Source organism: Mycobacterium hainanense (assembly GCF_041890355.1).
Lineage (GTDB): Bacteria > Actinomycetota > Actinomycetes > Mycobacteriales > Mycobacteriaceae > Mycobacterium > Mycobacterium hainanense.
This window is the reverse complement of the sequence record NZ_CP169059.1, coordinates 1,573,739-1,598,781: the sequence shown is the minus strand read 5'-3', so window position 1 is coordinate 1,598,781 and position 25,043 is coordinate 1,573,739. Positions and strand designations below refer to the sequence as shown.

Annotated in this window: 25 protein-coding genes and 1 pseudogene; 15 read left to right on the top strand and 11 right to left on the bottom strand. The window is 68.0% G+C overall.

The genetic code is table 11. The features are described from left to right. Positions 1-90: 90 nt before the first annotated feature. Genes ACEL92_RS07625 through ACEL92_RS07615 form a run of 3 tightly spaced genes read left to right on the top strand, consistent with a single transcriptional unit; the run spans position 91 to position 2,620 of the window. A complete protein-coding gene (locus ACEL92_RS07625) occupies positions 91-849 on the top strand; it encodes a GntR family transcriptional regulator (protein ID WP_374025008.1) in 759 nt (252 codons plus the stop codon). Beyond that, entirely contained in the window at positions 846-1,556 is a 711-nt protein-coding gene (locus ACEL92_RS07620) for a phosphonatase-like hydrolase (protein WP_374025007.1), read from the top strand. Before ACEL92_RS07625 ends, ACEL92_RS07620 begins: the two co-directional genes overlap by 4 nt. After that, the gene (locus ACEL92_RS07615; RefSeq protein ID WP_374025006.1) at positions 1,553-2,620 is read left to right on the top strand and encodes a zinc-binding dehydrogenase; all 1,068 of its coding nucleotides are present in this window, start codon (positions 1,553-1,555) and stop codon (positions 2,618-2,620) included. The genes ACEL92_RS07620 and ACEL92_RS07615 overlap by 4 nt, the downstream gene beginning before the upstream one ends. Positions 2,621-2,661: 41 nt before the next feature. Here the strand turns inward: ACEL92_RS07615 and ACEL92_RS07610 are convergent, their stop codons facing one another. Continuing rightward, entirely contained in the window at positions 2,662-4,428 is a 1,767-nt protein-coding gene (locus ACEL92_RS07610) for a GNAT family N-acetyltransferase (RefSeq protein ID WP_374025005.1), read from the bottom strand. 90 nt (positions 4,429-4,518) lie between these two features. Here ACEL92_RS07610 and ACEL92_RS07605 point away from each other — a divergent pair, with 90 nt between their 5' ends. Both ACEL92_RS07605 and ACEL92_RS07600 read left to right on the top strand, forming a co-directional pair. Continuing rightward, the gene (locus ACEL92_RS07605; RefSeq protein WP_374025004.1) at positions 4,519-5,298 is read left to right on the top strand and encodes an alpha/beta fold hydrolase; all 780 of its coding nucleotides are present in this window, start codon (positions 4,519-4,521) and stop codon (positions 5,296-5,298) included. A gap of 87 nt (positions 5,299-5,385) precedes the next feature. Then, positions 5,386-6,150 carry an alpha/beta hydrolase family protein gene (locus ACEL92_RS07600; protein ID WP_374025003.1) on the top strand — a complete coding sequence of 255 codons (765 nt, stop codon included), beginning with the start codon at positions 5,386-5,388 and terminating at the stop codon, positions 6,148-6,150. Between the two features lie 29 nt (positions 6,151-6,179). On the opposite strand, the gene ACEL92_RS07595 is transcribed toward ACEL92_RS07600, so the two are convergent. Next, the gene (locus ACEL92_RS07595) at positions 6,180-6,680 is read right to left on the bottom strand and encodes a nitroreductase family deazaflavin-dependent oxidoreductase (RefSeq protein ID WP_374025002.1); all 501 of its coding nucleotides are present in this window, start codon (positions 6,678-6,680) and stop codon (positions 6,180-6,182) included. Positions 6,681-6,788: 108 nt separating this feature from the next. Between ACEL92_RS07595 and ACEL92_RS07590 the strand changes: the two genes are divergently transcribed. Then, a complete protein-coding gene (locus ACEL92_RS07590; protein ID WP_374025001.1) occupies positions 6,789-7,484 on the top strand; it encodes a glycoside hydrolase in 696 nt (231 codons plus the stop codon). 19 nt (positions 7,485-7,503) lie between these two features. Here ACEL92_RS07590 and ACEL92_RS07585 read toward each other — a convergent pair. Beyond that, positions 7,504-7,671 (bottom strand): annotated as a pseudogene (locus ACEL92_RS07585) (hypothetical protein); the annotation flags it as partial. A 138-nt stretch (positions 7,672-7,809) separates the two neighbouring features. Here ACEL92_RS07585 and ACEL92_RS07580 point away from each other — a divergent pair. Continuing rightward, positions 7,810-8,133, top strand: a complete 324-nt coding sequence (locus tag ACEL92_RS07580; protein ID WP_374025000.1) for a DUF732 domain-containing protein — start codon at positions 7,810-7,812, stop codon at positions 8,131-8,133. 44 nt (positions 8,134-8,177) lie between these two features. Here the strand turns inward: ACEL92_RS07580 and ACEL92_RS07575 are convergent, their stop codons facing one another. Next, positions 8,178-8,663, bottom strand: coding sequence for an NUDIX domain-containing protein (locus ACEL92_RS07575; RefSeq protein WP_374026122.1), 486 nt, complete (start codon positions 8,661-8,663; stop codon positions 8,178-8,180). Positions 8,664-8,750: 87 nt separating this feature from the next. Further along, on the bottom strand, positions 8,751-10,046 hold the full coding sequence (locus tag ACEL92_RS07570) for a tetratricopeptide repeat protein (protein ID WP_374024999.1): 1,296 nt from the start codon (positions 10,044-10,046) through the stop codon (positions 8,751-8,753). Positions 10,047-10,208: 162 nt separating this feature from the next. Here ACEL92_RS07570 and ACEL92_RS07565 point away from each other — a divergent pair, with 162 nt between their 5' ends. Next, positions 10,209-11,924, top strand: coding sequence for an NAD-binding protein (locus ACEL92_RS07565; protein WP_374024998.1), 1,716 nt, complete (start codon positions 10,209-10,211; stop codon positions 11,922-11,924). A gap of 63 nt (positions 11,925-11,987) precedes the next feature. On the opposite strand, the gene ACEL92_RS07560 is transcribed toward ACEL92_RS07565, so the two are convergent. Beyond that, entirely contained in the window at positions 11,988-12,866 is an 879-nt protein-coding gene (locus ACEL92_RS07560; protein WP_374026121.1) for an LLM class flavin-dependent oxidoreductase, read from the bottom strand. Between the two features lie 69 nt (positions 12,867-12,935). On the opposite strand from ACEL92_RS07560, the gene ACEL92_RS07555 reads away from it, so the two are divergent. Continuing rightward, entirely contained in the window at positions 12,936-13,349 is a 414-nt protein-coding gene (locus tag ACEL92_RS07555; protein ID WP_374026120.1) for a VOC family protein, read from the top strand. Between the two features lie 10 nt (positions 13,350-13,359). Further along, positions 13,360-13,755, top strand: a complete 396-nt coding sequence (locus tag ACEL92_RS07550; RefSeq protein WP_374024997.1) for a VOC family protein — start codon at positions 13,360-13,362, stop codon at positions 13,753-13,755. 3 nt (positions 13,756-13,758) lie between these two features. Here ACEL92_RS07550 and ACEL92_RS07545 read toward each other — a convergent pair whose 3' ends face one another. Genes ACEL92_RS07545 through cysD form a run of 3 tightly spaced genes read right to left on the bottom strand, consistent with a single transcriptional unit; the run spans position 13,759 to position 17,071 of the window. Beyond that, positions 13,759-14,244 carry an RrF2 family transcriptional regulator gene (locus ACEL92_RS07545; RefSeq protein ID WP_374024996.1) on the bottom strand — a complete coding sequence of 162 codons (486 nt, stop codon included), beginning with the start codon at positions 14,242-14,244 and terminating at the stop codon, positions 13,759-13,761. A 47-nt stretch (positions 14,245-14,291) separates the two neighbouring features. Further along, positions 14,292-16,142 (bottom strand): adenylyl-sulfate kinase, encoded by a 1,851-nt coding sequence (gene cysC, locus ACEL92_RS07540; protein WP_374024995.1) that lies wholly within the window; start codon positions 16,140-16,142, stop codon positions 14,292-14,294. After that, positions 16,142-17,071: a sulfate adenylyltransferase subunit CysD gene (gene cysD / locus ACEL92_RS07535; RefSeq protein ID WP_374024994.1), complete on the bottom strand. Its 930-nt coding sequence runs from the start codon at positions 17,069-17,071 to the stop codon at positions 16,142-16,144. Before cysD ends, cysC begins: the two co-directional genes overlap by 1 nt. Positions 17,072-17,256: 185 nt before the next feature. Between cysD and ACEL92_RS07530 the strand changes: the two genes are divergently transcribed. After that, positions 17,257-17,694 (top strand): PaaI family thioesterase, encoded by a 438-nt coding sequence (locus ACEL92_RS07530; protein ID WP_374024993.1) that lies wholly within the window; start codon positions 17,257-17,259, stop codon positions 17,692-17,694. Between the two features lie 3 nt (positions 17,695-17,697). Here ACEL92_RS07530 and ACEL92_RS07525 read toward each other — a convergent pair whose 3' ends face one another. Then, positions 17,698-18,189, bottom strand: coding sequence for a beta-class carbonic anhydrase (locus ACEL92_RS07525; RefSeq protein WP_374024992.1), 492 nt, complete (start codon positions 18,187-18,189; stop codon positions 17,698-17,700). Between the two features lie 168 nt (positions 18,190-18,357). Between ACEL92_RS07525 and ACEL92_RS07520 the strand changes: the two genes are divergently transcribed. Genes ACEL92_RS07520 through ACEL92_RS07505 form a run of 4 tightly spaced genes read left to right on the top strand, consistent with a single transcriptional unit; the run spans position 18,358 to position 23,753 of the window. Continuing rightward, the gene (locus tag ACEL92_RS07520; protein WP_374024991.1) at positions 18,358-19,335 is read left to right on the top strand and encodes an ABC transporter permease; all 978 of its coding nucleotides are present in this window, start codon (positions 18,358-18,360) and stop codon (positions 19,333-19,335) included. After that, entirely contained in the window at positions 19,332-20,258 is a 927-nt protein-coding gene (locus tag ACEL92_RS07515; protein ID WP_374024990.1) for an ABC transporter permease, read from the top strand. Before ACEL92_RS07520 ends, ACEL92_RS07515 begins: the two co-directional genes overlap by 4 nt. Beyond that, positions 20,255-22,093 carry a dipeptide ABC transporter ATP-binding protein gene (locus tag ACEL92_RS07510; protein WP_374024989.1) on the top strand — a complete coding sequence of 613 codons (1,839 nt, stop codon included), beginning with the start codon at positions 20,255-20,257 and terminating at the stop codon, positions 22,091-22,093. The genes ACEL92_RS07515 and ACEL92_RS07510 overlap by 4 nt, the downstream gene beginning before the upstream one ends. Positions 22,094-22,118: 25 nt before the next feature. Continuing rightward, positions 22,119-23,753 (top strand): ABC transporter family substrate-binding protein, encoded by a 1,635-nt coding sequence (locus tag ACEL92_RS07505; RefSeq protein ID WP_374026119.1) that lies wholly within the window; start codon positions 22,119-22,121, stop codon positions 23,751-23,753. Here the strand turns inward: ACEL92_RS07505 and ACEL92_RS07500 are convergent. Beyond that, positions 23,740-24,984, bottom strand: coding sequence for an alpha/beta hydrolase (locus ACEL92_RS07500; protein WP_374024988.1), 1,245 nt, complete (start codon positions 24,982-24,984; stop codon positions 23,740-23,742). The two genes, ACEL92_RS07505 and ACEL92_RS07500, sit on opposite strands and share 14 nt — an antisense overlap. Positions 24,985-25,043 lie beyond the last annotated feature (59 nt).

Genomic DNA, 25,043 nt, shown 5'->3' with positions numbered 1-25,043 from the left:
CGGAACCTACTGGGCAGCAGATGTTCAGATTCCCTTAACCAACAGGATGATTCGTAAGTGCCGCGCTAGACCAACATGTATAGTCAAGTTGTGGCAACAGCATTGCACGAGGTCATCGCCGACAGCCTGAGGGAACAGATCCGCATCGGCGAACTCGTCGTGGGCGCCCCGCTGCCCTCGGAGTCTCGGCTGTGTAAACAGTGGAACGCGTCGCGCGGCCCGGTGCGCCAAGCGCTGGCCACCCTGCGCGCCGAGGGCGTCATCGCCGGCGGCCGCGGCAAACCGCCGGTGGTCTGCTCCGCCGCGACCGGACAGCCATTCGACACGCTGCTGTCGTATTCGGCGTGGGCGCACTCGATCGGCCGTAGGCCAGGACAGCGGACCCTGGAGTTGGCGCTGCGGCGGGCCGACCAGCACGCCGCCTCGGTGTTGCACGTCGACGTCGATGCGCCGGTCGTCGAGGTGCTGCGGCTGCGCTACCTCGACGACGAGCCCGCGATGCTCGAGCGCGCCGTCTTCGTCGAGCACGTCGGCAGGCGCCTGTTCGACTTCGACTGTGATTCGGGATCCCTGTGGGCGTACCTGCTTTCGCAGGGCGTGCAGTTCGCCCGGGCATCGCATGTGATCGATGCGGTAGCCGCCGACGCGTCGGACGCGCAGCACCTCGGTGTGTCCGAGGGGGTTCCGTTGCTGCGTCAGCAGCGAACGACGCGAAGCCCGGACGGCGAGGTCCTTGAATACCACGACGACCGGTATCTGCCGCGACTGGTCAGTTTCACCCTCGAAAACACCCTGGACGCGCGCTGCGCCCTTACCCGCAACGCCAGCCCCAAGGAGTGCAGCTCATGACGATCTTCCCACCCGAACTTGTGGTCCTGGACATGGCGGGGACCACGATCGACGAAGGTCAGCAGGTCTACCGTGTGCTCGCCGAGACCGCGAGAGCCCATGGGGCGGCGCCGTCGGAGGCCGACATTGCCCGCTGGCATGGCGCCTCCAAGCACGAAGCGCTGCGCGAACTACTGGCGTCACGGTCCGGTACGCCCCCGAGCGCGGGGGAGCTGGAAGTGGTGGTCACCGATTTCCATGCCCGGCTCAGCACCGCGTATGCCGATCACCCGCCGCACCCGCTGCCGGGGGTCCTCGAGGCGCTGTCCAAGCTGCGCGAGTGTGGTGTAAAGGTCGCGCTGACAACGGGATTCGACCGCGTCATCGTCGAATCACTGATATCGGCGCTGGGATGGATGGGCGACGCGGTGGCGGACACCGTCGTCTGCGGCAGCGATGTGGCCGCCGGACGCCCCGCGCCCTACATGATATTTCGGGCGATGGAACGGCTGGGCGTGACCGATGTGGCGCGCGTCCTGGTCGCCGGAGATACTCCCCGCGACCTCGAAGCCGGGACCAACTCGGGTGCCGCGATGGTGGTCGGGGTGCTCTCGGGAGCCGGCGACGTCGACGAACTCGGTGCCCACCGGCACACCCACCTGCTGCCGTCGGTGGCCGACCTGCCCGGCCTGCTCGGCGTGCGCCCGGTGGCGATGAGCGCTCCATGAGCGGCACGACCCTCGACCGGCGGATCGTCACCACCGCTGCGGCAGTATGGCGCGGCGGTGACCGGATCGCCGTCGAGCGGGTGGCGGTGCCGCCACTGGGCCCGGCCGACGCGCTCGTCCGGGTGCGCCTGGCCACCGTGTGCGGCAGCGACCGGCACACCGTCAGCGGCCGTCGCGTCCAACCGTGCCCGTCGATCCTCGGCCACGAGGCCGTCGGCGAGATCGTTGCCGTCGGACAGGCAGGCAGGCGCGACTTCGACGGCCATGACCTACACCCCGGTCAACGCGTCATCTGGTCGATCACGCTGCCCTGCCAAACCTGTGACCGCTGCCGCGCCGGGGTCACCGCCAAATGCCGCACCGTCCGCAAGGCAGGCCACGAGGCGGTCGACTCGGACTGGGCGTTGTCCGGCTCGTATGCCGAATATGTGTTCCTGCCAAGCAATTTGGCAATCGCGGTCGTCGACGACGACCTCAGTGACGCCGTCGCCGCTCCCGCCGCATGCGCGACGGCGACGGTCATGGCGGTGATCGAGCGCGCGGGACCGCTGACCGACAGGCGGGTCATCGTCGTAGGGGTCGGCATGCTCGGACTCTGTGCCGTCGCGGCTGCGGCCTTGGCTGGCGCTTCGACGATCACGGCGGTCGATCCCAGCATCGAAAGAAGGGAGCTGGCAAGGCAATTCGGCGCCACCGATGCCGCGGCATCGGCACACGAGGTGGAAAGCTGTGATGTCTTGTTGGAGTTCTCCGGCTCGTCGGCGGCCTTGCAGGTTGGAGTGGCCGCGCTGGACGGCCAGGGCATCGCTGTCCTCGCCGGTTCCGTCGCCCCTGACGGCGTCATCGCGCTCGACCCCGAGCAAGTCGTTCGCCGACAGCTGTCGATCTTTGGGGTTCACAATTACGAGCCGCGGCACCTCAGTGCCGCGCTGCGCTTTCTGCTCGCAACCCGGGACCGGTTTCCGTGGGCGGGCCTGGTTGCCAGGCCCCGGCCGCTCGCGGACGTCGCGAGCCTGCTGGTCGGCTCCCCCGGCCCCTTGCCGCGATATTCGGTCGCCCCCTAGGCCTTGGTTAGATCGTCACCATGCGCCGCGCATAACCGGACTCAGATGGTGCATTTCAGCCCGACGTGGGCGGCGTGGTACCCGAGCCGGGAATAGAACGCCCGAGCCCTTTCGCGAGCCTCGTCCGTGGTCACCTGCGCCAGCTGTGCCCCGTGTGCTCGGCCGTAGTTGTGTGCCCATTCGACGAGTGCAGTACCAAGGCCCTGTCCGCGTTCGGCTTTGGCGACCCGTAATCCCTCGATCTGCAGCCGGGTGGCGCCGCCGCGGGAAAGGCCGGGAATGATGGTCAATTGCACAGTCGCGACGACCATATCGGAACCGTTCAGGACGACTCCGAGATAGTTGGATCGGTTGCGAACGACGATGTCGTAGGCCGCCTCGTAGCGTTCGAGTTGGGCGCCTTCACGATCCTGGCCGAATTCGTCGTCGGAGAGCAGCTCGGCGATCACCCGCACGTGTTCGCGCGTCGCGCGCTGTACACGAAATGTGCGGTCCGCTACCCGCAGCAATCCTCGAACTGAGGACTGCGCCAATGCCTGTAGGCGTGCCACCAACAGGTCCAGCCACGCCCCCACGTTGGTTCGCGCCTCCGCGGTATCTGGGTAGCGGCATCGCAGATGTAGCCCGGCCTCGTCCTGGATGAACCAGAGCATGACGTCGTCGGTGTGAATGCTCGCGCTCACATACTGGGCGTCGAGTCCGACCGAGTCGATGCGCACAGGAAGTCTGCGTTGGTCCAGCCAGGAAATCGCGAACATGCCGGGCGCGATGGGCATTCCACCCCACGGAGCCAGTACGTCGGCCAGTGGCCAGGAGCCAAGCTGCACGGCTTCTTTGACGGCGGCGGCCGCGGCGTGCGGCTCGGCAACCGCCGACTCCAGGACCGAATTGGTGATGAACCAGCCAACCGAGTCGTGCCATTTTTCTTCAAATCGGCTGTGCACGGGGAAGACCGCGCGCAGGGGCGCCCCGGCCAACTCGCGGGTCACCGCAGTCATGGCGACCACCGCGAGTGCCAGCGTCGAGACACCGTCATTGCGGGCCTGCGCGGTGAACGCGGCGCCGTCATCGACATCGAACACGTCACGCACTTCAACGCGTTCCGGATGCGGCCCGGACTCACCCAACGGCAGCGGAAACCGCGGCATCACCCCACCGCTGTCGCTGATGATTTGCGCCCATCGCGCGCGCACGCCGTCCGGTGCCGCGGGACGGTCCAACAGTGCTTGGGTGTGCACGACGAATGCCGGCGGCGGCTGCAGCGACGACGTACGTCCGGTCCGGGCGTCGGCGAGCATCGACAACAGGTCCCGGGCAATCACCAGCATCGACCACATGTCCACGTGCGCGTGGTCGGCAGCGATCACCACTGTCAATCCGGCGGCAGTCTCCAACACACACAACCGATGTGAGGGCCGCTGATACGGCGAGCATGTCGCATTGAGAACTTCCCGCAGTGCGTCGTTGACTGCCTGGCCCGGAGTGATCTCATGCTCTACCCAATTGCCCGGGTGAATTTCGATCTCGTGCAGCTGCGGATCGCCGGCCGCGCCGGGTGTGAATGCCGTTCGTAAGGTGCCGTGGCGAGCGATCACGGCCAGCCACCCATCGGCCAACGACTCGCGGCTGACCCCGGCCGGCAATCGAATGGACAGCGCCATCCAGGAACCGGGTCGTGCGCCCGCGCCGACGTGTATGCGCTGGTCAAACGACACCGGGAGCTGCCGGCCGAGCTCAGACACCGACACGTCGTAGCCCCAGAGTCGTCCGAACGGTAGCCGCAGGTGCGCCACGTTGGTCAGCCGCATGGCGGTACCCTAGCGCCCCAGATAACCTGAATGCTCGGTCAACGCGGTCGGCTCCGGGGCGAGCCGGCCGGTCGTGAAAAGAGTTGCGTGATGTCCACTTTCGTGGTTCCCGGAGCAGAGCTCGCGGTTGAACTGAGCGACGAAGGTGGTCATCCGGTAGTTCAGCTGCACGGGCTTACCTCCAGCCGCTCGCGTGACCGGGTACTCAATCTCGACCTCGGCAGGGGGCTCAGCGGGACCCGATTGCTGCGGTACGACGCACGGGGCCATGGTAAGTCGACGGGGCGCAAGGTCCCGCAAGATTACCGGTGGGAAAGCCTTGCCGAGGATCTTCTGCAACTGCTCGACAAATGGTTTCCCGGCGAACAGGTGCACGGAGTGGGACCATCCATGGGTACCGGCACGCTGCTGCACGCTGCTGCCCGAGAGCCGGACCGTTTTGCCGGCCTCACGCTGATGGTGCCGGCGACCGCGTGGGAAACCCGGCCCGCGCAGGCGGCGAACTACCGTGCTGCGGCCGACTTCATCGAAACCGAGGGCGTCGGGGCATTCATCGCGGCGGCGCGTGGGGTGACTCCGCCGCCGGCCACAGTCGGCGCGCCCGAAACAGTTCCCGATGTGGCCGACGCGCTGCTGCCGTCACTGCTTCGAGGCGCGGCTCTCAGCGACCTGCCCGCTCGCGAAGCGGTCGCACGGATCGATGTGCCGACGACGATCCTGGCCTGGGTCGACGACCCGGCGCATCCGATGTCGACAGCGGAATCGCTTGCAGCACTGATGCCGCGGGCAACGCTCACCGTGGCGCACACCCCGGCCGATGTCGAGACCTGGCCCCAGATCCTGAGCCAAGACGTCGCCCGCAGAGGGTGACGTGTACGCGGACGCCACGTGGGCCCGAATCCCGCTGCGAGGGCAGGTCGGCTCACGACCGTCGTCCGAGGCGGGTTAGATCGTCACATGGGCGAACGTGTCACTTTCCAGGGCTCCACGGGCGCGCAGCTGGCGGGCGTCGTCGAAGCGCCCGACGGAGCGGTGCGGGGCTGGGGCGTGTTCGCGCATGGCTTCACGCTCGGCAAGGACTCGCCCGCCGCGGCCAGAATCTGCAAGCAACTGGCCGCGGACGGCATCGGCATGTTGCGCTTCGACGCGCTGGGTCTGGGCGCATCCGAGGGTGACTGGGGCGACGGGTCGTTCACCGTCAAGGTCGACGACATCGCCAGGGCGTGCGAATTCATGACCAGCCGCGGAACGCCGGCCGACATCCTGATCGGGCACTCGTGGGGCGGTGCGGCGGTGCTCGCTGCGGCCCGGCAGTCGCCGGGGGTGCGGTCGGTGGTCACGGTCGCGGCGCCGGTCGACCCGAGCCACGTGGAAAAGCATTACGACGCAGTCGTCGACCGCTGCCTGAGCGAGGGCAGCGCCGAATGGATGGTCGGCGGGCGCACGCTGACGCTCAAGCGGGCGTTCGTCGAGGATGTGCGGCGAGCCGACCTGCGCGACAAGATCAAGGGCTTGCGCCTGCCGCTGCTGATCCTGCACTCGCCCACCGACAACACGGTCGGCATCGAGAACGCCAGCGAGATCTTCCGCTTGGCCCGGCACCCGCGCAGCTTCGTCTCGCTCGAGGGCTCGGATCACTTCCTCACCGCTCGCGGCCAGGCCCACCGGGCGGGCCGCATCATCGGCGCCTGGGCCGACGCGTATCTAGGCGATGGGGATTAACCCCCAGAATCCCTGCGGGCCAGCTGAATTCAACTCCGCGGCAGGACGAACGCCTCGATGTGACGCTTGCCGGCCCGCACTTCGTACTTGCGCCAACCGGGATAGAGCTCGAGGCCCTTGGCCCAGATCTCGTCGCGCTCGCCCGGCGTGGCGAGCCGCGCCGTCGTATGCCAGGTGTCGCGGCCGATAGTCACCGTCGCTTCGGGGTGAGCCTTCAGGTTGTGATACCAGGCGGGATGCTTGGCGCCGCCAAAGTTGGATGCGATCAGGGCCAGGCCATCGGGATGCGGGATCCCATACACGGCGACGGTGCGCTGCTCGCCGGATTTGGCGCCGGTGGTGGTGAGCATGACCACCGGGATGCCGGTTGCGACGCCGGCGAAGCTGCTTCTGCCGCCCGTGACCCCGGTGACGAACCGGTCCAGGTGGTGCGCCGTGGGGCGTAGCAGCGCCACGCCCACCTTCGTGGAGGCGAAGCGGCGCATCACCCGGTGGAAGGCGTTGGCATCGGCGAAGGTCTGGCCGGACATGGGTGTCATTGTGACGCGACGGAGCATTTCGTGGGGCGTATTCGCCCGACCCTAAGAACCCGCCGAAAACGGCCCGCGGGCGTCGCCCACAACATTAAGCTGCTGGTCGTGGGCGTGAAGGTGTTAGCCAACGGGCGGAGTCGGTGGCTGGCGATCGTGGCCTCGCTCGTCCTGTCGGCCGGCATGGTGTACGCGCAGGGCGCGAAGCCGCGATGCTGCGCGCCGATCCCGCCGGCGGCGCCACCCGCGAGCGCGGCCGCCACCAGCGCGGCCGCCCCGCCGCTCAGCACCAACACCCCACACACCGCCACGCCCGCGGAAGTGGAGATGCTGACCGCAAACGCGCCGCCCGCCGCCGGCCAGCAATTCCAGGTCGCGCTGCCGCACGGCATCGGATCCGAGGACAGGCTGCAGGTCAAGACGATCTGGGCGGAGCGCGCCATCAGCGTGCTGTTTCCGCAGATCACCACCATCTACGGTTACCGGGAAGACCCTCTGCCCTGGCATCCCAACGGGTTGGCGATCGACGTCATGATCCCGAACCACGCCAGCCCTGAAGGCATCGAGCTGGGCAACCAGATCGCCGGCTATGCCCTGGCGAACGCCAAACGCTGGGGAATCAACCACGTGATCTGGCGGCAGAAGATCTACCCGGGTGTCGGTGCGGGCAGCTGGACCGCCGACCTCGGTTCGGAGACGCTGAACCACTACGACCACGTCCACATCGCCACCAATGGCGGCGGGTACCCGACCGGGCACGAGGTCTACTACATCGCCTCGATGACGCCCGCGCCGCAGGAGTAATTCTGGGCGGCAAGGACATTCATGGGGAGCGGACGGCAAACGCCGCCACGGGCATTTCGACGCTTCCCCCGCAGGGGCCGCCGCTGATGTCGGTATGCCAGGTGCCGCGCAACGAGCCGTCCGGCTGCGGCGTGTAGAAGGCCCACGACCGGGCGGGTGCCCAGGCCTTTGGGACGCCGTCACCCATGTCCATGGTGCGGGCTCGACGACGCTTTCCTGACAACGCACCAAGAATTCGTTGAGAACCCGTTAAGCCCCCGTGCTGATTCTGTGATCAACGCACCCAGCGTCCACCAGAAAACAACTCAGCACCAAGGAGACCCCGATGTTCACTCGCCGTTTCACCGCCTCCGTCGTCGGCACCGCCGCCCTGGGCCTGGCCGCCCTCAGCCTCGCCGGCACCGCCGGCGCGAGTTCGGTCGACGACGCGTTCCTCGCCCAGCTGGCGGCCGATGGCATCACCCCGCCGAGCGCCTCGGTCGCCATCAAGGACGCGCACGCCGTCTGCAATGCCCTCGATCAGGGCCACTCGAGCAAGGAGGTCATCAACGCGGTGGCGCAGGCGACCGGCTTGAGCACCAAGGGCTCCAAGACGTTCGCCGTCGACGCCGCCTCGGCCTACTGCCCGCAGTACGTCACCTCGGCCTGACACTTCACACCACGATGCGGGGACCCGGCGGGTCCCCGCATCGTTCATGGTTGGCGCAGGAGAAACAGGGCGTAGGCGGCGACGGACTGCGCGTCGACGATCACCCCGGATCGCATCATCTGCTCGACGTCGGCGCGATCGAACCAGGCGCTGCGCAGGTCCTGTTCCTCGTGCTCGAGATCCGGCTCCCCCTCGTCGATTCCTGTCGCCAGGAATACCCATCCGCGCTGACTGCTCATGCCCGGAGCGACATCGAGCCGGCCCAGCACCTCAAACGACGTCGCAGTCAAGCCGGTCTCCTCGCGCAGCTCACGCTCGGCCAACTCGGCCGGCTCGGTGTGCGCCAAGCCGGGGGCGGTGCCCTGCGGGAATTCCCACCGCCGCTCCCCGAGCGGGTAGCGGAACTGCTCGACGAGGCGAAAGCGGTGCCCATCGAACGGCATCACCAGCGCATAGTCGGGTTTGTCCACCACGCCGTAAATGCCGGGGCTGCCGTCCGGGCGGCGGATGTCGTCTTCGCGGAGCACCATCCACTGGCTCCGATAAATCTCGCGGGACGCGACGCATTCGATGAAGGGCACCAACCCAGTATCGCTATTGGCCCGCGGGACGAGCGGTCACCCGGACGCCGTGAAGCGGTCGTACGTGCGGCGCAGGGCTCCGCGGTCGACGGAGTGCAGCACTCGGGTGAGGGCATCGAACACGTCGACGTAGCCGACGGTGGGGTCCGCCGCCTCACCGCGGGTGTATTGCCACGGTAGGGACCGTCCGCGGCGCAGCACTTCCCCGAGATACCACACGGCGCCATCGACGAACGGCGCGTTGCGTTCTTCGTCGAGGAGCTCCTCAGGGGACGAGCCGTTCTGAATGACGAGCTCCTCCAGCGCGTCGAGGGACTCCGGGGAGAAGTCCCACACGGCGTCACCGCCGTAACGGCCCGCCCACACCGGAAATTGGGCGCCGCGCTCGGCAAGCCAGCACCGCAGGTATTCCTCGTCCGAAAAGCGCTGCGTGGCTTGGTGTTTGGCACGCAGGCGGCGCTTGGTGGCCTCTTCGACCCGGTCGCGGGTCTCGGTCACCCACCGGTATTCCTGCGCACGGTCGCGCCATTTGGCCAGCTCCTCGCGGGCGGCGACGGTGATGGGATTGTCGTCGCCGAAGACCCGCGCCTCGTCGTCGACCAGGGCCTGCCAGGTGGCGACCTTATCGCGGTAGTCGTCCGGTTCGGGCTCCCACAACGCGATGGTGTGCCGAGCGATCAGCGTGTGGCGGTGGTCGTCACCCAGCTTTTCCCGCATGACCTCGACCAGCGTCTCGAGCTCTGCCACCGCGCCGGGGCCGTCCGCCGATTCGCCGCGCCATTGCGCCAGCGCCATACGCATGCCCAGGGTGTCCTCGTGGTGCTCGCCGAGCACCCGGCGGCGGGCCGCGACGACCCGCTCGCCCTCGGCGATGGCGCCCGCGTAGTCCCCGAGCTCCTTGCGCTTCTGCGCCACCCGGTCCCTGGACGTCAGCGCGGTGGGGTGCTCGGGGCCCAGCACCCGTTCTTCGTCGGCCAGCAGTTGTGACCACTCGGCCAACGCGGCTTGGGTTTCGCGTTGCGGGCGGTCCGCGAACATGTGGCGTGCGGTCAACGTGGTGATGTGATCGCGACCCAGCAGCTCATCGAGTTCGGGTACCAACTGCTCGAGGGCGGCGTAGGCGCCCGCCTGGTCGCCCATCTGGAGCTGCAGGTGCACCAGCGCGAGCTTCATGTCCAAGACGTTGGGGTGACGCTCCCCCAAGATCGGCCGGCAGACGGCGACCAGCTCGTTCATCAGCGGCAACGCCCCGGCGAAATCGGCCGCGGCGATGCGCTCCGAGATGAGCCGGGTCAAGGCGGCGAGCGGCCCGGGCAATTCCGGCTGCGTCATATCGCTATCGAATCCCTCGCACGGCCTCGTGGCAATTCACCTCGCCTCCGGCGCGTCCGGTGTGGCGCTGGCATGAAACGGCACGGTGCCCGATAGTCATAGAAACGAAAGCCAACGTCACAGAAGTGGGGCGATGCCGTACGCCCGGAAGGGTGCGTAACCATGCGCGGCCACATCATCGTCAGCGGTGACGACGCGCTGGCGACCACGATCGTCGAGGAACTCAACAACGCCGGCGTGCACATCGTCAAGCTGGCAACCGCCGGCGAGCTCGAGCACGCGGAGGTCGCTCGCGCCCGCGCGGTGATATGCGTCGGCGATGACGACGCGACGAACCTCGAAATCGCGTTGCTGGCAAGGAAAACCAACCCGCGGGTGCGGGTGGTGGCCCGGCTGGGCAATGACGTGTTGCGGACGGCGATGGCCGCTGACAAGCGCCCAGGAGCCATCCTGGACGTCGCCGACCTTGCGGCGCCCTCGGTCGTCGAGGCCTGCCTGGCGCACACCGTGCACCCGTTCGAGGCGGCGGGCATCGAGTTCGTCGTCTCCGGCGCCGAGGCGCCGTACAGCGCGACCCTGCGCGAAATTTACGGTGACCTGGCGCCGGTCGCGGTGATCCATGGCGAGGACTGCGCCACCCCGGGCGAGGTGGTGTCCTGCCCGGGCCGTGATCTGGTGGTACACGCCGGCGACTGGACCGCGATGATCGGCACCGCCGACGAGCTGGGCGCCCGGGGCATCAACGTGCCGCGGCCGACCGTGACGCGCTACCGCCTGTCCCGGCTGCGGCGGGCGCTCGACGGCGTCCGCGCCCTGCGTGACGACGTCAACCCGATGTTCGGGCGGGCCCTGGTAGCCGCGGCGTGCCTGCTGCTCGGGTCGACTGTGGTCCTGCGCTTCTGCTACCAGCCGAATCCGAAGATGACGTGGTTGGACGCGCTGTATTTCAGCACCGAGACGATCGCGACGGTGGGGTATGGCGACTTCAGCTTCCTCCAGCAGCCGACCTGGCTGCGGCTTTACAGCATCATGTTGATGTTCGCGGGCGTGACAACCACCGCGCTTCTGGTCGCTTTCATCGCGGATCTGCTGATATCGCGGCGTTTCGCCCACTCGGTCGGACGCCGCCGGGCCCGCCATCTGCGCAACCACGTCATCGTCGTAGGGCTCGGCTCGTTCGGCAGCCGGGTGGTCGCCGATCTGAGGTCGGCCGGATACGACGTCGCGGTGATCGAGCGCGACGAGAACAACCGCTTCCTGTCGACGGCCGCCGACCTCGATGTGCCGGTGATCTTCGGCGACGCGACCCTGCGCAAGACGCTGGAGGCCGCCCGCGTCGAGCACGCCCGCGCGGTGGCGGTTCTGACGCAGGATGACATGGTGAACATCGAGACCGGGATCGTGCTGCGCGAGATGTTGGGGCCGCGGGTGATGCCCAACGTCGTGCGGCCCGACGTTCCCCTGGTGCTGCGCGTGTACGACCGGAAGCTGGGGGCCGCGGTCGCGCAGCGGTTCGGATTCGAGAATGTCCGGTCCACCGTCGAACTGGCCGCGCCGTGGTTCATCGGCGCGGCGATGGGCCTGCAGGTGCTGGGCACCTTTTCGGTCGGGCAGCGCTCCTTCATGGTCGGCGGAATGCACGTGGCGGCCGGCAGCGAGCTCGACGGGCTGAAGATGTTCGAGTTGTCCACCCAGACCCGCGTCATCGCCATCACCCGGCAGGACGCGCCCGTCGAGCTGCATCCGCGACGGGACGCCTGGCTCCGCGGCGGTGACACCGTCTACCTCGTGGGCCCCTACCGCGAGTTGATGGCGACGCTGCGCAAGGGGCAGCCGCCGCAGCAGCCCGCCGCCGGGGAGGAGCGCGCGTCGGCTTAGTGGCGATCGCAAGCGCGGCGGAGCCGGGCGCGGCGGGTCGCCACCATCGGCCTGACCCGACCCCTAGAGCCGGCCGGCCACGTCCGCCGCGCGACTCAGCTGGTCGAGGTCGGAGCTCGTCGGGATGAGCTGTACCTCGTCGGTGCCGACGGCCTCGAACTTGCGCAGCACCTCCAGCAGCTGTGCCTCGGTGCCCGCCCAGCCGGTGGTCGGCGCCATGGCGTCGACGTATTCCGGCGGTATCCAGTTCATGTAGCGCCGCAGATGACGATGCACTTGGGCCCGGGACTGTTCGGACGACCCGAACGCGAACCAGAACGACGTCACCAGGTGCGGTTTGCCTTTGCCCGCCTGCGCCCACGCGTCGCGGGCGACGTCAAACAACTCGTTCTGCTTGGCGACGTCCAGATCCAGCGTCGTCCCCGCCAGTCCGGCGGCCCAGGACGCGGCGCTGCGGATGGTCTTCGGGCCGATGCTGCCGACGAACAGCGGCGGACCGCCGGGCTGCACCGGCGCGGGCCCGACCGGCAGGACCGACTCGGTGAGCTTTTCGCCGGCCCACACCCGCTTCATCACGGCCACGCGTTCGGCCATGTCGCGCATGGTCTGGGTCGCCGGGTCGGCGCCGACGGCGTGGTAGTCCTCGTGCCGCCCGCCCACACCGACGCCCACGCTCAGCCGGCCGCCGCACAGCATGTCCCCGGTAGCGAGCGCCTTGGCCAGCATGACCGGATCGTGCAGCTGCGGCACGATCACCGTCGTCAGCAGACGCACCCGGCGCGTCCAGGCGGCCAGCGCCCCCAGCAGGGTGAGGTTGTCCGGGTTCTCGAATGCGATGCGCTCGCCCCAGCACAACGACGAGAACGGGCCGTCGTCGATCGCGCGCGCCCAGTCCTGAAGAACTCCGGCGTTCAAGTCCGGCTCCATCACCGGCAGCGTCATCGCAATTCGCACGCGGCGATTCTGGCATGACGCTCAACATTGGGTGGTGCAGGTGGCAGCATGGAGCAGATGGGTTTCACCAGCAGTTCCATCGCGCACGTTCGCCTCACCGTCACCGATATCGAGCAATCTCGGCAGTTCTACGAGAGCGTGTTCGGCTGGCCGGTGCTGCTGGAAGTCCCCGACAACGCCGACGAAGCGACCCGCAAACAGCTGAGCTTCCTGTTCGGTGGCGTCATCTACGACCTCGGTGGCACCCTGCTAGGGCTGCGGCCGGTCGCCACCGACCGCTTCCACGAGGATCGTGCCGGGCTCGACCATATCGCGTTCCGGGTCGCCAGCAAGGACGAACTGGACTCCGCGGCAGCGCATCTCGACGAGCTGAGAATCGCGCACGAGCCGGTGAAGGACATCGGCCCGTCCTACATCCTGCAGTTCCGCGACCCCGACAACATCGCCCTGGAGCTCACCGCGCCGAAATAGGATGGAATCCATGGCCATCAGTTTCAACCACACCATCGTCGCCTCCCGCGACAAGCGGGAGTCCGCGGAGTTTCTCACCGAGTTGTTCGGGCTCCCCGGCCCAAAACCGTTCGGCCACTTCATGGTTGTCCAACTCGAGCACGGCGCCAACCTCGACTACGCGGACGCTCCCGAGGGCGCGGAGATCCCGCGGCAGCATTACGCCTTCCTGGTGTCCGAGGAGGAGTTCGACACCATCTACGGAAAGATCCGGTCACGCGGCCTCGAGCATTGGGCGGACCCCGGCGCCAAGCGACCGGGCGAGATCAACCACAACGACGGCGGGCGCGGGGTGTACTTCCTGGACCCGTCGGGCCATGCCATGGAGATTCTCACCCGACCCTACGGGTCGGGCGGCCAGCGGTAGCGCCTATTCGCCGGCGCGGGGCGTGCCGTGCCGCGCGCTTTCCTGCGTCCGGTAGTCGTCGGCAAATTGCGCGACGTGTTTCGGCAGCGCGTTGGCGGCGACGTCGGCCAGCGTCGTCTCCTCCAGCACCGAGCGCATGCTGGCGCGCAGCGCCCGCCACACGTCAGTGAGTGCCGCGGTGGGCCCCGAGTAGGGCAGGTCGCCCAGACCGATGTCGCGCACGCTCGCCAGCGGCCCGTCGATGCAGCGCAGCACGTCGGCGATGCTGATCTCGCTGCCGGGCCGGGCCAGTTCGTAGCCGCCTTCGCGGCCCCGATGGCTTCTCACCAGGCGGTCGGTGCGCAGATTGGTCAGGATGTCGACGAGGAACTGCGGCGGAATGCCCTGCGCTTGGGCCAAGTCGTCGGTCTTCACCAACGTCCCGGCGGGGACCGTGGCGAGCTGGACCATGGCCCGTACCGCGTACTCCGCCTTCGCCGACATGCGCACTCTGAGGATTGTGCCACCCGGCAGCGGCAATCAGTCGCAGCCGTGCGCTAAGCGCGCGATTCGAGCAGGTCGACGATCCGCTGCGCCTGCTCCTCGACGCTGAGCTCCGGGGTCAGCCGCAGCTCGGGATTCGCCGGCGGTTGATAAGGGCTGTCGATGCCGGTGAAATGTGCGATCTCGCCCGCGCGGGCCTTGGCGTACAGCCCCTTGGGATCACGCTGCTCGCATTCTTCGATCGGGGTGTCGCAGAACACCTCGACGAAGTCGAAACCCGCGGCGGCGTGCACATTACGAGCCATCTCGCGTTGCTCGGTCAGCGGGCTGATCGCCGGCACCAGCACGACATTGCCGCAGTCGGCGAGCAGCGCCGCCACATGTGCCAGCCGGCGCAGGTTCTCGGCGCGGTCGGCCATGCTGAATCCCAGGTCGGCGTTCAAGCCGTGGCGCAGGTTGTCGCCGTCGAGAACGTAAGCGGCGACGCCCTTTTCGAGGAGCTTCTGCTCGACGAGCATGGCCACCGACGACTTGCCGGACCCCGAGAGCCCGGTGAACCACACCGTCTTGCCCCGCGGCCGGGCCTCGGCCACGGCCGACGATCTGTGCCGCACGGTGTTCGGGCTTGCCGTCTGCGCCGAGACGTCGCGCAGCACCATGCCCGCCGCGACCGTGCCGTTGGTGTGCGGGTCGATGAGGATGAACGATCCGGTGCTGGCGTTGCGGGTGTACTCGTCGAGCAGCAGCGGCACCTGGGTGCGCAGCGAGATGCGGCCGAGTTCGTTGAGCTGCAACGCCGTTGCGGCCTTGTCGCGGTGCAAGGTGTTCACGTCGAGCCGGTAGTCCAGCCCGGTCACCCTCGCGCGGGTGGTGCGGGTGGTGTGTTTGATGACGTAGTCCCGCCCGGGCTCGAGCGTCGCGTCGTCGGCCATCCAGCACACGGTCGCGTCGAATTCCTGGGTGACGCGGGGGTGGTTGTTGGTCCGGGCGATGAGATCACCGCGCGAGATGTCGATCTCGTCGGCCAGGCTGATAGATACCGCCATCGGCGGAAAGGCTTCTTCCACAGGACCATTCGGCCCGTCGATGGCGGTGATCCGGGTGGTCTTGCCGATCGGCAGAACGACGACTTCGTCACCGGGGCGCATGACCCCGCTGGCCACGGTGCCCGCATAGCTGCGGTGGTCTTGATGTTCGCGGGTGTGCGGCCGGATGACGTACTGGACGGGGAACCGCACGTCGACCAGGTTGCGGTCGCCGGCGATGTAGACCTCCTCCAGGTGCGACAGCAACGCCGGCCCCTCGTACCAGGGCGTCTGGTCAGACTTGGTCACCACGTTGTCGCCGTGCAGCGCCGACATCGGGATGGTGGCGACGTCGTGCACATCCAGGCGGGCGGCGAAGGCGTGGAATTCGTCGCGGATGGCGTCGAATTTCTCTTTGTCCCAGTCGATCAGGTCCATCTTGTTGACGGCCAGCACGATGTGCTGGATGCCCAGCAGCGATGCCAGGAAGGCGTGCCGGCGGGACTGCTCCAACAGCCCGTGCCGGGCGTCGACGAGAACAATCACCAGCTGGGCGGTCGACGCACCGGTCACCATGTTGCGGGTGTACTGGATGTGGCCCGGGGTGTCGGCGATGATGAATTTCCGCTTGGGCGTGGCGAAATAGCGGTAGGCGACGTCGATGGTGATGCCTTGCTCGCGCTCGGCGCGCAAGCCGTCGGTCACCAGTGCGAGGTCGGTGTAGTCGTGGCCGCGTTCCTTGGACGTCTGCTCCACCGCCGCCCATTGGTCCTCCATGACGGCCTTGGAGTCGTAGAGCAGGCGGCCGATCAGCGTGGACTTGCCGTCGTCGACGGAACCCGCGGTGGCCAGGCGAAGCAGCGTGGTGGGTGTGGCCATCAGAAGTACCCCTGCCGTTTGCGGTCTTCCATCCCGGCTTCCGAGATCCGGTCGTCGGCCCGGGTGGCCCCGCGCTCGGTCAACCGGGACACCGCGGTCTCGGCGATGACCTCCTCCACCGTCGCGGCCGTCGACTCCACACACCCGGTGCAGGTCACGTCTCCGACGGTGCGGAAACGCACCGTCGCTTCGAACACCGGCTCGTCGTCGCGCGGCTGCATGTGCCGGTCGACCGCCAGCAGCATGCCGTCGCGGCGAAACACCTTGCGCCGGTGGGCGTAATAGATGGAGGGCAGCGCGATGTTCTCCGCGCCGATGTAAGACCAGATGTCGAACTCGGTCCAGTTGGACAGCGGAAAGGCCCGGATGTGCTCGCCCTTGTGGTGCCGGCCGTTGTACAGGTTCCACAGCTCGGGGCGCTGCGCCTTCGGGTCCCACTGACCGAACTCGTCACGGAAGCTGAACACCCGCTCCTTGGCGCGCGCCTTCTCCTCGTCCCGGCGGGCCCCGCCGAACGCCGCGTCGAACTTGTTCTCCCGGATGGCGCGCAGCAGCGTCACGGTCTGAATCGAGTTGCGTCCCTGCTTCGGCTCGACCACGCGGCCGGCGTCGATGTCCTCCTGGACCGAGGCGATCACCAGGCGCACCCCATGCTCGGCGACCAGCTCGTCGCGCGTCGCGATCACCTCGTCGAAGTTGTGGCCGGTGTCGACGTGCATCACCGGGAACGGCAACCGCCCGGGGCGAAACGCGCCCAGCGCCAGGTGCAGCATGACGATGGAGTCCTTGCCGCCGGAGAACAACAGCACCGGCCGTTCGAACTCGGCGGCCACCTCCCGGATGATGTGGATCGCCTCGGCCTCGAGCGAGCGCAGGTGGCTCAGCTCGTACTGGCCGGCGGCGGGACCCGCCTTCAGATCGCTGGTCATGGCTTCCTCGGTTAAACCTGGCAGAGTCGGTCAAGTTTGGCAGATTTGCCCTCCATAGCATCAGTTCGGGGCGACGGTTGTCAAGTGGGCGCCCTCATGGCGCCGGCGACGGCCATCCGCCGGCATCGGGTCGAGACCGGCGCCGACCCTTTTGCCGTCGGCGCCCGGTGCGAAAACATGAACGGATGACCTCCGACTCTGCACCGGCCGGCCCGCCTCCGAGCGGCCGCGCCGTCATCGCGCAGTTCCTCCCCCAATCACCGTTCGTCGCGAAGCTGGGCATCGTCGCCGACCGGCTCGACGACCAGGAGGTGCGCCTGCGGCTGCCGTGGGATCCCTCCAACGTGACGATCGGTGACATGGTCCACGGCGGCGCCATCGCCACCCTCGCCGATGTCACCGTCATGGCGGCGGCGTGGTGCGGCGCGCAGGCACCCCCGGAGCTGCGGGGCGTCACCGTCTCGATGGCCCTGGACTTCATGGCGCCGGCCCGGGCCACCGACGTGATCGGCGTGGGCCGGGTGTTGCGGCGGGGGCGGTCGCTGGTGAACTGCGAGGCCGAGATCGTCGACGCTGAAGGCAAACTCGTGGCGAAGGCCCTCGCCACCTACAAGGTCGGCTGAGTGCTAGGCCGTTATTTCCTGAAGCTTCCCAGTGGCGACGTCGAAGACGAACCCGCGCGCGGACTCGTGCTTGGTGACGAACGGGCTGTTCTCGATGCGCCGCAACGACTGCCGGACGTCCTCGGCCACGTCGGGGAAGGCTTCGGCGGCCCACGGCGGCTTGACGCCGGTCTCTTCCTGAATGGTGCGCTTGAAGTCGTCGTCGGTGAAGGTGAGCATCCCGCAGTCGGTGTGGTGGATGAGGATGATTTCCCGCGTCCCCAATAACCGCTGACTGATGGCCAGCGAGCGGATGACGTCGTCGGTGACCACCCCGCCGGCGTTGCGGATGACGTGCGCCTCGCCCTCGTTGAGGCCGAGGGCGCGGTAGACGTCGAGGCGGGCGTCCATGCAGGCGACGACCGCGACGTGTTTGGCGGGCGGCATCGGCAGCGGGCCCTGAAAGGTGCTGGCGTATTGCGCGTTGTTGGCCAGGTAATCCTCGGTAACCGTCACGTCAGCCTCCTCGGGAGTTCGCAGCACCGCGGTGGGATGTTAACAACGGCCCACCGAATATTGAGGCATGAAAATCAGCCGGATCACAAGGATCCGGTCGGCGCACCGGGCCGGTGCCGGCTGGGCTCGTTAACCTGTCCCAATGCGAGACGGGCGGTGCGGTTGGGAATGATTCGTTTCTTGGCGCGCCGGTTGCTCAACTATGTCGTGCTGCTGGCCCTGGCCTCGTTCCTGACGTTCTGCCTGACGTCGGTGGCATTCAGACCGCTGGACAGCCTGTTGCAGCGCAGCCCACGCCCACCGCAGTCGGTCATCGACGCCAAGGCCCGCTCCCTCAACCTGGACAAACCGATCCCGATCCGCTACGCGCAGTGGGCCTCGCACGCCGTGCGTGGCGACTTCGGCAAGACCATCACCGGACAGCCCGTCGGTGCCACCCTCTGGCGCCGGGTCGGGGTCACCCTGCGGCTGCTGGTCGTCGGATCGCTGGCCGGCACCATCCTTGGCATCGCGGCCGGCGCCTGGGGCGCCATCCGCCAGTACCGACTCAGCGACCGCCTCGTCACCATGGTGGCGCTACTCGTGCTCAGCACCCCAACGTTCGTCATCGCCAACCTGTTGATCCTCGCCGCCCTGCGGGTGAACTGGGCTCTGGGCGCGCACCTTTTCGACTACACGGGGGAAACCTCGCCCGGCGTGAGTGGTGGCCCCTGGCACCAGCTGGTAGACCGGTTGCGACATCTGATTCTGCCCACGCTCACGCTGACGTTGGCCGCCGCCGCCGGATACAGCCGTTACCAACGCAACGCGATGCTCGACGTACTGGGCCAGGATTTCATTCGCACCGCACGCGCCAAGGGGCTCACCCGCCGGCGCGCGCTGGTCAAACACGGGCTGCGCACGGCGCTCATCCCGCTGGCCACCCTGTTCGCCTACGGGGTCGCCGGGCTGGTCACCGGCGCGGTGTTCGTGGAGAAGATCTTCGGCTGGCACGGCATGGGCGAATGGCTGGTGCAGGGCATCGCGACGCAGGACACCTACATCATCGCCGCGATCACGCTGTTCTCCGGCACGGTGGTATTGCTAGCGGGTCTGCTCTCGGATGTGTTCTACGCGGCCCTCGATCCCCGGGTGCGGGTGTCATGACGCCCGAGGCTAAAGTCGATGGCGCCCAAGGGATTACGACCCCAAATCCGGCGGGGTTCACGTCGCGCCGCACCCTGGTGCTGCGCAGGTTCGTGCGTAACAGGTTGGCGGTCGCGGCGCTGACGCTGTTGGCGCTGCTGTTCGTCGGCTGCTACGCGCTGCCCGCGGTGCTGCCGTACTCCTATGACGACCTCGATTTCGACGCGTTGTTGCAACCCCCGAACACCCGGCACTGGTTGGGCACCAACGCGCTCGGCCAGGACTTGCTGGCGCAGATCCTGCGGGGCATGCAGAAGTCGATGCTGATCGGTGTCTGCGTGGCCGTCATCTCGACCGGCATCGCCGCCACCGTCGGATCGATCGCGGGCTACTTCGGGGGCTGGCGAGACCGGGCGCTGATGTGGTTGGTCGACCTGCTGCTGGTGGTGCCCAGCTTCATCCTGATCGCGATCGTCACACCGCGAACCAAGAGCTCGGCCAACATCCTGATGCTGGTCCTGCTGCTCGCCGGATTCGGCTGGATGATCAGCTCACGCATGGTCCGCGGCATGACCATGAGCCTGCGCGAGCGTGAATTCATCAGGGCCGCAAGGTACATGGGCGTGTCCAGCCGCCGCATCATCCTGCGCCACGTGGTGCCCAACGTAGCCTCCATCCTGATCATCGACGCCGCCCTCAACGTCGCCTCGGCCATCCTGGCCGAGACTGGGCTCAGCTTCCTCGGTTTCGGCATCCAGCCACCGGACGTCTCGCTGGGCACGTTGATCGCCAACGGCACCCAGTCCGCGACGACATTCCCGTGGGTGTTCCTGTTTCCGGCGGGCGTGCTGGTGTTGATCCTGGTGTGCGCCAACGTGACCGGGGACGGTCTGCGCGACGCGCTGGACCCAGGCAGCAGCATGCTGCGCGGTGGTGCCCGGTGAACGCCCTGCTGGAGGTCACCGACCTGGCCGTCAGCTTTCCGACGGCCGACCAACCGGTGACCGCGGTGCGCGGCATCAGCTACGACGTCGCCCCGGGCGAAGTCGTGGCCATGGTCGGCGAATCCGGTTCGGGTAAATCGGTTTCGGCACTGGCGGCGGTGGGCCTGCTGCCCGAGTACGCACGGGTGCGCGGCTCGGTGCGCTTGCACGGCACCGAGTTGCTCGGCCTGGGCGACGACGCGATGTCTCGCTTCCGCGGCAAGACCGTCGGCATGGTGTTCCAGGACCCGATGTCGGCGCTGACGCCCGTCTACACCGTCGGCAACCAGATCGCCGAGGCGATCGAGATCCACCAGCCGAACGTGGGCAAGAACGCCGCCCGCCGGCGCGCGGTGGAACTGCTCGAGCTGGTCGGCATCGCCCAGCCGGAGCGGCGCGCCCGTGCGTTTCCGCACGAGCTCTCCGGTGGTGAGCGCCAGCGGGTGGTGATCGCGATCGCGATCGCCAACGACCCGGATCTGCTGATCTGCGACGAACCGACCACGGCACTGGACGTCACCGTTCAGGCGCAGATCCTCGAGGTGCTCAAGACCGCTCGCGACATCACCGGCGCCGGGGTGTTGATCATCACCCACGACCTGGGTGTGGTCGCCGAGTTCGCCGACCGGGCACTGGTGATGTATGCCGGCCGGGTCGTCGAATCCGCCGGCGTGCACGATCTCTACCGCGATCGCCAAATGCCCTACACCGTAGGGCTGTTGGGCTCGGTGCCGCGGCTCGACGCGGTGCAGGGCACCCGGTTGGTGCCCATTCCCGGCGCGCCGCCGTCGTTGGTGGGGCTGGAGCCGGGCTGTCCGTTCGCGCCGCGCTGCCCGCTGGCCATCGACGAATGCCGCACCGCCGAACCGGATCTGCTGCCGGTCGGTGTGGATCACCGGGCGGCCTGCATCCGCACCGATCAGGTCAGCGGACGCACCGCCGCCGACATCTACGGCGTCAACACCTCCGCGCGGGGGGAGGTGGCCGGCGATTCGCCGGTGGTCGTCCGCGTGCGCGATCTGGTCAGGACGTTCCAACTGACGAAGGGCGTGGTGTTGCGCCGCACCGTCGGTGAGGTCCGCGCGGTCGACGGCGTCAGCTTCGAGCTGCGGCAGGGTCGCACCCTGGGCATCGTCGGCGAGTCCGGCTCCGGCAAGTCGACCACCCTGCACGAGATCCTGGAACTCGTTGCGCCCCAATCCGGATCGATCGAGGTCCTCGGCGCCGACGTCGCCACGCTGAGCGAGTCGCGCCGACGGTCGTTGCGTCGCGACATCCAGGTTGTGTTCCAAGACCCGGTGGCCTCACTGGATCCACGGCTGCCCGTGTTCGAGCTACTCGCCGAACCGTTGTCGGCCAACGGATTCGGTAAGGACGAGACCAACGCGCGCGTCGCCGAACTGCTCGACATCGTAGGGTTGCGCCGGGCCGACGCGGCCCGGTATCCCGCCGAGTTCTCGGGGGGCCAGAAGCAGCGCATCGGTATCGCGCGCGCACTGGCACTGCAGCCGAAGATCCTGGCGCTCGACGAACCGGTCTCCGCCCTTGACGTCTCCATCCAGGCGGGCATCATCAACCTGCTGCTCGACCTGCAAGAGCGGTTCGGCCTGTCGTATCTCTTCGTTTCCCACGACCTCTCGGTGGTCAAACACCTCGCGCACCAGGTGGTGGTGATGCATGCCGGCACGATCGTGGAACAGGGCGACAGCCAGCAGGTATTCGACAACCCGCAGCACGAGTACACCCGGCGACTGCTGGGGGCCGTGCCCCAACCGAATCCGGGCAAGCGTGTCTAGGCGGGCCGCGACGGCGCTCGTCGTGATGGCGCTTGCCTTCTCCGGATGCTCACCGGCCATCAACTTGGCGCCGCAGAGCGGCCAGAACGCCCAGATCGGCACCACCAGCGACATCAACCCGCAGGACCCGGCCACGCTGCAAGACGGGGGCAGCCTGCGGCTCGCGCTCAGCGACTTCCCGCCCAACTTCAACGTCCTGCACATCGACGGCAATTCGGCCGAAGTCGCCGCGATGATGAAGGCCACCCTGCCGCGTGCGTTCATCCTCGGCGCGGACGGATCGACCACCGTCGATACCGATTACTTCACCCGCGTCGAACTCACCGGCACCGCGCCGCAGGTGGTGACCTACACCATCAACCCCCGGGCCGTGTGGTCCGACGGCACACCGATCACCTGGGAAGACATCGCCAGCCAGATCCACGCGTTGAGCGGGGCCGACAAGACGTTCGAGATCGCAGGTCCCGGCGGCGCCGACCGCGTCGCGTCGGTCACCCCGGGCGTCGACGACCGGCAGGCCGTGGTCACCTTCGCCAAGCCGTACGCCGAGTGGCGCGGCATGTTCGCCGGTAACGGCATGCTGTTCCCCAAGAGCATGACGGCCACCCCGGAGGCATTCAACAAGGCCCAACTCCTGGGGCCGGGTCCGTCGGCCGGCCCCTTCATCGTCACGTCGCTGGACCGCACGACACAGCGGATCGTGTTGTCCCGCAACCCGAAATGGTGGGGCGCACGGCCGCGTCTGGACAACATCACCTACCTGGTGCTCGACGACGCCGCGCGGCTGCCCGCGTTGCAGAACAACACCATCGACGCGTCCGGTGTCGGCACCGTCGACCAGCTGACCATCGCGCAGCGCACGAAGGGAATCTCGATCCGGCGTGCCCCCGCCCCCGCCTGGTCCCATTTCACCTTCAACGGCGCGCCCGGGTCCATCCTGTCCGACAAGGCGCTGCGCCTCGCGGTGTCCAAGGGCATCGACCGGCGCACCATCGCCAAGGTCGTCCAATACGGACTGACGAGTGATCCCGTGGCGTTGGGCAACCACGTCTATGTCGCGGGCCAGAAGGGCTACCAGGACAACAGCGCGGTCGTCCCCTACGACCCGGACGCCGCCAGGCGGGAGCTGGACGCGCTGGGTTGGAAGCTCAACGGGCAGTTCCGCGAGAAGAACGGCCGCCAGCTTGTCATCCGCGATCTGTTCTACGACGCCCAGGGCAGCCGGCAGTTCGCCCAGATCGCGCAGCACAGTCTGGCGCAGATCGGCGTCAAACTGGAACTGGTGGCCCGGTCGGGCAGCGGGTTCTTCACCAACTACATCAACGTCGGGGATTTCGACATGGCCCAATTCGGTTGGCTCGGAGACGCGTTCCCGCTCTCGGCGCTCAGCCAGATCTACCTGTCGACCGGGGAAAGCAACTTCGGCAAGATCGGCAGCCCGCAGATCGACGAGGCGATAGAGCGGACACTCGAGGAGCTCAATCCCGGCAAGGCGCGGGCACTGGCCAACGACCTCGACAAGCTGATCTGGGCCGAGGGGTTCAGCCTGCCGCTGACGCAGTCCCCCGGCGACGTCGCCGTGCGCAGCACGCTGGCAAATTTCGGCGCCGCCGGTCTCGGCGACCTGCGCTACACCGCCATCGGGTTCATGCGTGGCTGATCCGGCGGCGCAGCGGCGCCGGGATCGGCAGGGCGCCCTCCACGGTCGCGGCCACCCCGATCGCCTTCCACAGCAGGCGCAGCTCGGGGCGCGCCGGAAGGGCGTCGAGCGCAGGCGCTGTCGCGCCGAGCCCGTCGATGTCTCCGCGCCACACAGCTAGCGCGATGGCGATCGCGGCAGGCTCGCGGAAATCGAGCGCGCTGTGCGCCATGGTGGGCAGTTTCAAAAGCACCACGTTGGGCAGCAGCGCGGCCTCGCGCTCGGCGACCGCCGGCGGAGTGATGAGATCGCGGCCGCCGGAGACCACCACGGTAGGCCAGCGAAAGTGCGGCATCTCGGCCACCAGGTCATAGGGTTCATCCTCGAAAGTGGCTGTCTGCGTGCGTGCTTCGCGTTCCGCGACGGCGGGATCGAGCGGTAGCCCATCGGGTTCGGCGGCGTAGTTCAGTTCGCGGAACGCGATGCGGCTGACCAGGTCTTCCTCGTAGCGATACGGCAGGTTGCTCAGGGTGGCGAACCGGGACAGGGCCCACCACAACAGCTTTCGGCCGTCCAGCAGCAGGTCGAGTTGCCGCTCGAGCAGCTCGGCGCCGCCGTAGCCATAGATCGTGGCGACGACCTGGGTGGCCGCCGCGGTCATCACCCCCGCGTCGACGAGTTTGCGCATTTTGGGCGCCAGCGCGGCCGTTTCCGGGCTGTCGCCCCTGAGTAACAGCCTGCGAATGGCGCGGCGCACGATCACGATGTCGTGCCGCGACAGCAGCGGCGAATCGAGGATCATGGCGCGCACCCGGCCCGGATGGCGCACGCCGAACCCGGAGGCGATGTAGGTCCCGTACGACGCACCGTAGATGACGGCGGAGTCGACGTGGGCGTCGTCGAGCACGGCGGCGATGTCGTCGACGACCTGGTTCACGGTGATCGCCTCGGGGGGCAGGTCCGCGCCGGAGTCGTCGTGCCGCGACATGCCCACGCCGCGGTGTTCGATCATTATGACGTCCAGGCCGGCCGCGGCGGCGCGGCGCCGCAGCCCCTTGTACATCTGCACCGACGCCACCCCAGGGCCCCCCGGGATGATGACCAGCGGATGTGCCGACTTCCGGCCGGTGCGCACGTAGTACAGGTCGAACTCTTCGCTACTGTCCGGCGAGACCGGCCGGCGCACGGGCCGCACACCGGGCAATGCCGCAAGCTTCTCCTGCACCCGGCGCCGTTTAGCGTTCATGGTCATCGGTGTCGGCCCGCCATCACACCATTCTGCCGGGCCTGCCGACCGGCACCGCGCCCGGC